Here is a 6,000-nt window from a genome sequence, read left to right as displayed (position 1 = left end):
CTCACAGAACGACATGGCTACGTCCGACTTCTCCGCGACGGCGGCGGGCGAGCGTCCCCGCCCTGCGGACCCGCGGGGCGTACCGGGCGGGGCCGCCCTGCGGCGCCCGCCGGCTCCGGCCGGGTGCCCGCTGCCGCCCGCAGGGCGGCGTCGGCGCACCCGCCCCCGGACGCGTTCCGTAGCCGCCGCCGATCGCGGGCCCGGCATTTTTTGCGCTTTCTTAGCGCCCGCGCGCGTTAGAAACCGGCCGAAGGACCTCGGTCGTGCTGGACGGCCGCCGGGGGACCCGGCACGGGGTCTCCCACCGGCGCCGCACGCCGCACCCCGGCGGAAAACCCGACAGGACCGCCCGCAGGAGAGCGCCCCCGCCCCGGTCCCGGCCACGCGGCCCGCGGGGCCCCGGAGCCGCCCGCACCGATCAGGCCGCGGGGCCGCGCCCGGCCCCGGCCTCAGGCGACTCCCCCGCCGCGGCCGAACCGGAGTCCGGCGCCGCGGTCGCGGTCTTGCCGGGCGGCGCGTCGGGCGCCTCCCCGGGAGCGGCCTGCGCCGCTTCGCCCTTCACGGCCGGCTCTGCGCCCTCAGCGGCCTCTCCCGCCGGGTCTGCGCCGGCCTCGGGGCTCCCGGCGCTCTCCCCCGGCTCGGCGCCCGAGGACTCCTCAGCGCCGTCCTGGGCGGCCTCGTCGCCCGTCTCACCACTGGCCGTGGAGCGCCGCTTGGGTACGCCGATCACGGTGCCGCAGACCGCGCGCAGTCGCTGCACGGAGATCGCGCCGTCGCGCAGTACGCGCGGAACGGCGTAGGTCAGGTCGACGATCGTCGAGGGGACGTCGTCCTCGCACGCACCGCCGTCGAGGTAGGCCGCGGCGGCGTCGCCGAGCTGCTTCTCGGCCTCCTGCGCCGTCGTGGCGGCCGGGTTCCCCGACAGGTTGGCGCTGCTCACCGCCATGGGGCCGACCTCCTTCAGCAGTTCGAGGGCGACCGGGTGCATCGGCATGCGCACGGCCACGGTCCCCTTGGTGTCGCCGAGGTCCCACGAGAGGCTCGGGGCGGCGGCGCAGACGATGGTCAGCGGCCCGGGCCAGAACTCCTCGATGAGGTCCTGGCCGTAGTTGCCCAGGTCCTCGATGAGCGCCTGGGCGGCGCGCACGGAGCCCACGAGCACGGGCGGCGGCATGTCGCGTCCGCGCCCCTTGGCGTCCAGCAGCGCCGATACGGCCGCCGGACTGAACGCGTCGGCGCCGATGCCGTACACCGTGTCGGTGGGCAGCACCACCAGCTCGCCCCGGCGGACGCTCGACGCCGCGTCGGCGATGCCGTCCTTGCGCCCCTGCGCGTCGGCGCAGTCGTAACTGCGGCTCACCTGAGGTCACCTCTTCTCTCGTCGGCGCCCGGACGGGCGCGCTGACCGCCTGCCTGTCACGTCGTGAGAACCGCGGAGCGCGCCGCCGGCACCGCCGTCAGTCCTCGGCCCTGCGCATGACCACGAACCGGTCCCGGTGGGCCAGGTCCTTGCGGTTGCGCACGTCGCGCCATCCCCGCTCCTCGGGGAAGAGCCGCGGGATGTCGATGCCCTGGCCGTCGCCGTGCTCCAGGGCCATGGCCCCGCCCGGCCGCAGCAGCCGGCGCCCCACCGCCTCCAGGTCGCGGATGGCGTCCAGGCCGTCGTCGCCGGCCCACAGCGCGGGGCCGGGGTCGTGGTTGGCGACCTCCGGGGGTATCAGCGCCGCCTCGGCGGTGGGCACGTAGGGCGGGTTGGAGATCACCAGGTCCAGCCGCCCGTCGAGGTCGGCCGGCGCCGAGCGCATGTCGGCCTGGTGGGCGGTGATGCGGTCGGCGTGGCCGCTGGCGTCGATGTTGCGCTTGGCCCAGCCCAGCGCGTCGGGGTCGAACTCGACCGCGTGCACGCGCGAGCGCGGGACCTCCTGGGCGATGGAGATGGCGATGGCGCCCGAACCGGTGCCCAGGTCGGCGACCAGCGGGTCGGCCACGTCCATGGCGCGCAGGGTGTCGATCGCCCAACCGACCATGATCTCGGTTTCGGGCCTGGGCACGAACACTCCGGGCCCCACCTGGAGTTCCAGGTAGCGGAAGTAGGCGCGCCCGGTGATGTGTTGGAGCGGCTCCCGCGCGGCGCGGCGGGCGACGCACTCCCAGTAGAGCGCGTCGAAGTCGGAGTCGGCGACTTCGTGCAGCCGTCCTCGACGAACGCCGTGCACGAACGCCGCGAGCTCCTCGGCGTCGGTGCGGGGCGAGGGGACGCCCGCTTCGGCCAGCCGCAGCGTGGCCCGGGCGACCTCGTCGAGCAGGAAGTTCATGACTCGGCCTGCTCCAGCCTTTCCTTGGTGTCGGCGTCGATGAGCGCCTGCAGGACACCGCCCAGGTCGCCGTCGAGGACCTGGTCGAGGTTGTAGGCCTTGTAGCCGACACGGTGATCGGAGATGCGGTTCTCCGGGAAATTGTAGGTCCGCACGCGCTCGGAGCGGTCGACCGTGCGCACCTGGCTCCGGCGTTCGGCGGCGGCCTCGGCGTCGGCGCTGGCCTGGGCCTCGGCCAGGAGCCGGGAGCGCAGGATGCGCATGGCCTGCTCCTTGTTCTGCAGCTGGCTCTTCTCGTTCTGGCAGGACACCACTATCCCGGTGGGCGCGTGGGTGATGCGCACCGCGGAGTCGGTGGTGTTGACGCTCTGGCCGCCGGGGCCCGAGGAGCGGAAGACGTCCACGCGCAGGTCGTTGTCGTTGATCTCGACCTCGACCTCCTCCGCCTCGGGCACCACGAGGACGCCGGCGGCCGAGGTGTGGATGCGCCCCTGGGACTCGGTGACCGGTACCCGCTGCACGCGGTGCACGCCGCCCTCGAACTTCAGCTGGGGCCACACGCCCTGGCCGGGCTGGGGCGCGCCCTTGTTCTTGAAGGCGATGGTGATGTCCTTGTAGCCGCCGAGCTCGGAGGGCGTGGAGTCGATGACCTCGGTCTTCCAGCCGTGCCGCTCGGCGTAGCGCAGGTACATGCGCACGAGGTCGCCCGCGAAGAGCGCGGACTCCTCGCCGCCCTCGCCGGCCTTGACCTCCATGATGAGGTTCTTCTCGTCGGCGGGGTCGCGCGGGATGAGCAGGTGGTGCAGGCGGTCGACGAGCTCCTCGCGGCTCTTCTCCAGCTGCCGGGCCTCGTCGGCGAAGGCCGGGTCCTCGGCCGAGAGCTCCTTGGCGGTTTCGAGGTCGGACTCGACCCGGGTCAGCTCGCGGTAGGCGGAGATGATCGGCGTGAGCTGGGAGTAGCGCTTACTCAGAGCGCGCGCCTGCGACTGGTCGGCGTGCACGGCCGGGTCGGCGAGCTGCTGCTCCAGCTCGTAGTACTCGCCCAGGAGGTCGTCCAGCTTCACGTTTGGTATCCAGCTTCCGTGGGTGGCGTGGTGGTCGGGCGCGCGGGGCCGGCGAACGCCGCCGGCCGCGGGTGTGCCCGCGCGGCCCGCGAGGGCCTGCCTACGAACAGCGGCGCCGGCCGCGCGGCCCGGAATCGGGACCGCGCGCTCCGGCGCCGCCTGCGGAGCTACTTGTTGGAGCGCTTGCCGAAGCGCTTCTCGAAGCGGGCGACCCGGCCGCCGGTGTCCATGATCTTCTGCTTGCCGGTGTAGAACGGGTGGCAGGCGGAGCAGATGTCGGCCCGGATCTCACCCGTCGATGCGGTGCTGCGGGTGGTGAAGGTGTTCCCGCAGGTGCAGGTGACCTGGGTTACGACGTACTCGGGGTGGATGTCGGCTTTCACGTGGATCTCCTCGCTAGTGGCGGTCGCCGGGCGCACTGGGCAGGGCGCGCACTGCTGCGCGCCGCATCGCTGCCTACGACGGCGTGAACCGGTACCGCGGCGGTCGATATACCAGTTTGCCAGACCTTCGAACAAGAACCGACCAGCGGCTATTCCCCACGGCGCGGACACCGGGGCGCACGCTCGCGGCCCGCGCCTGCGCGCCCTCTCCGGTGCCCGCGCGGCCGCCGCTGCCGGGGCCGCGTCCGACCGCCGCGAAAGCGGGCGGACGCCCCGCCCCTCCCATGCACGGGGGCGTCCGCCCGGCTCGTCCGGCGTCAGCGGACGTCGGTGCCGGTGGGCGTGCGCCCCCGCCCCGGGGCGCCGCCGCGCGGCGTGCGCCGGATCAGCACCACCAGGGCCGCCAGAGCGCCCAGGATCAGCGCGAGCATCAGCAGCCCCGCGTTGAGGCCCAGGCCGTAGGCCATCAGGTAGGTCAGCGCGCCTGCCGTCAGCAGGTAGTAGGTCATCGGGATGAAGGTCTGGCGGATCAGGTCCCCTTCGCGCCCGACCAGGCCGACGACCGCCGACGCCGCGACGACGTTGTGCACGGTGATCATGTTCCCGGCGGCGCCGCCGACCGCCTGCCCGGCCACCACGGTCTCGGGCGCCACACCGATGTGCTCGCCGGTGGAGAACTGGAACAGCGAGAACATCAGGTTGGAGACGGTGTTGCTGCCGGCGACGAACGCGCCGAGCGCGCCGATCCACGGGGCGAGGATCGGCCAGGAGCCGCCCGCGGCGGCCGCCGCGCCCTGCGCCAGGGTGAGCGGCATGCTGTCCAGTCCGCCGGCGCTGAACTCCGACCCGGAGTTGATGAAGACCCGCACCAGCGGGACCGCGAACAGCAGGGCCACCGCGGCGCCGGCGAGCTGGCCCCCGGCCATGCGCCAGGACGCGGCGATCTGGGTGCCGCTCATCCGGTGCAGCGCGTAGGTGACCAGGCACGCCAGGATGAAGACCGCACCGGGCGAGTACAGCGGCTGCACGGCGTCGCCGATCGACGTGCCGAACAGCTCGCTCGCGCCCAGCTCGAACGACTGCAGCCACTCCGGCACACCGGGCAGCACCCGGGTGGCCACCAGGACCCCCGCGACCAGCAGGTAGGGCGACCACGCGCGCAGCAGCCCGATGGACGGCGCGCCTCCGCCGGAGGTTTCGGGACCGTCGCCGTCGCCGGGGCTGAGCCGGCCGGTCCAGCGGGCCGGCCAGCTCTCGCGCGGCCCGAAGTCCCAGGTGGTCTTGGGCAGCAGGAAGCCGCGGCGGGCGGCGGCGACCACGATCAGCAGCCCGGTGAGGCCGCCCAGCAGCGACGTGAACTCCACACCGAGGAAGGCGTTGTAGAGCACGGAGGGGATGGTCATGGAGAAGGCGGCGAACAGGGCGAAGGGCCAGACCTGCAGGCCGTCGGCGAAGCGGCGGCGCTCGCCGTAGAAGCCGCAGAGCAGGCAGCACAGGAAGAGCGGGATGAGCGTGCCGGTGATGCCGTGCACGATCGCGGTCTGCAGCCCGATGCGCTCGACGAGCTCGGGCACGGCCAGCCCCAGCTCCTGCGCCCGCTGCTGCACCGCCTCCGAGCCGGCGAGCCCGCCGTCGACGCCGACCAGGATGGGAGTTCCCACGGCGCCGAAGCTGACCGGTGTGCTCTGGATGACCAGGCCGACCATGACGGCCGCCATCGCGGGAAAGCCCAGCGCCAGCAGCAGCGGGGCGACGATGGCGGCGGGGGTGCCGAATCCCGAGGCGCCCTCGATGAAGCTGCCGAAGAGCCAGCCGATGATGATCGCCTGGACGCGGCGGTCGGCGCTGATGCCGGTGAAGGTGGCGCGGATCGTGTGGATGGCCCCGCTCTTGGTGAGCGTGGCCAGCAGCAGGAGGGCGCCGAAGATGATGTAGAGGAGTCCGACGGCGAGGATGAGGCCCTGCACCGTGGAGGCGGCCACCGCGGTCCACTCGATCTGCCACACGGTCAGGGCGACGAGCACGACCACGGCGTAGCCGGCGGGCATCGCGTACTTGGCGGGTAGGCGGAATCCGACGAGCAGGACGCCGACCACCAGGATCGGCGCGATGGCGAACAGGCTGAGGACGGGGAGGCTGTCCATCCGCTTCACTCCCGGGGGTGGAGTAGTACACGGTATGCAGTACGCGCCGTACGCCGTGAACCTTAGATCACATGATCCCATCGGGTAAAGGCCG

5 protein-coding genes are annotated in these 6,000 nt (G+C 73.2%); all 5 read right to left on the bottom strand.

What is annotated here, in order from left to right; translation table 11 throughout:
• Positions 1-418 precede the first annotated feature (418 nt).
• The gene (locus ABEA15_RS18000; protein WP_345557705.1) at positions 419-1,360 is read right to left on the bottom strand and encodes an L-threonylcarbamoyladenylate synthase; all 942 of its coding nucleotides are present in this window, start codon (positions 1,358-1,360) and stop codon (positions 419-421) included.
• A gap of 97 nt (positions 1,361-1,457) precedes the next feature.
• Positions 1,458-2,315, bottom strand: coding sequence for a peptide chain release factor N(5)-glutamine methyltransferase (prmC, locus tag ABEA15_RS17995; protein ID WP_344141510.1), 858 nt, complete (start codon positions 2,313-2,315; stop codon positions 1,458-1,460).
• Positions 2,312-3,379, bottom strand: coding sequence for a peptide chain release factor 1 (gene prfA / locus ABEA15_RS17990; RefSeq protein WP_344141512.1), 1,068 nt, complete (start codon positions 3,377-3,379; stop codon positions 2,312-2,314). Before prfA ends, prmC begins: the two co-directional genes overlap by 4 nt.
• Before the next feature lie 167 nt (positions 3,380-3,546).
• The gene (gene rpmE, locus ABEA15_RS17985) at positions 3,547-3,762 is read right to left on the bottom strand and encodes a 50S ribosomal protein L31 (protein WP_344141513.1); all 216 of its coding nucleotides are present in this window, start codon (positions 3,760-3,762) and stop codon (positions 3,547-3,549) included.
• 317 nt (positions 3,763-4,079) lie between these two features.
• The gene (locus ABEA15_RS17980) at positions 4,080-5,906 is read right to left on the bottom strand and encodes an L-lactate permease (RefSeq protein ID WP_345557702.1); all 1,827 of its coding nucleotides are present in this window, start codon (positions 5,904-5,906) and stop codon (positions 4,080-4,082) included.
• Positions 5,907-6,000 lie beyond the last annotated feature (94 nt).

The organism is Streptomonospora halophila (assembly GCF_039542725.1).
GTDB lineage: Bacteria > Actinomycetota > Actinomycetes > Streptosporangiales > Streptosporangiaceae > Streptomonospora > Streptomonospora halophila.
Note: the sequence above shows the minus strand (reverse complement) of the source record. Positions and strands in the feature narration are given on the sequence as shown.

Bases quoted from the DNA above. Each gene is read 5' to 3' on its own strand.
- prmC (WP_344141510.1), bottom strand. From the start codon at position 2,315: ATGAACTTCCTGCTCGACGAGGTCGCCCGGGCCACGCTGCGGCTGGCC.
- ABEA15_RS17980 (WP_345557702.1), bottom strand. From the start codon at position 5,906: ATGGACAGCCTCCCCGTCCTCAGCCTGTTCGCCATCGCGCCGATCCTG.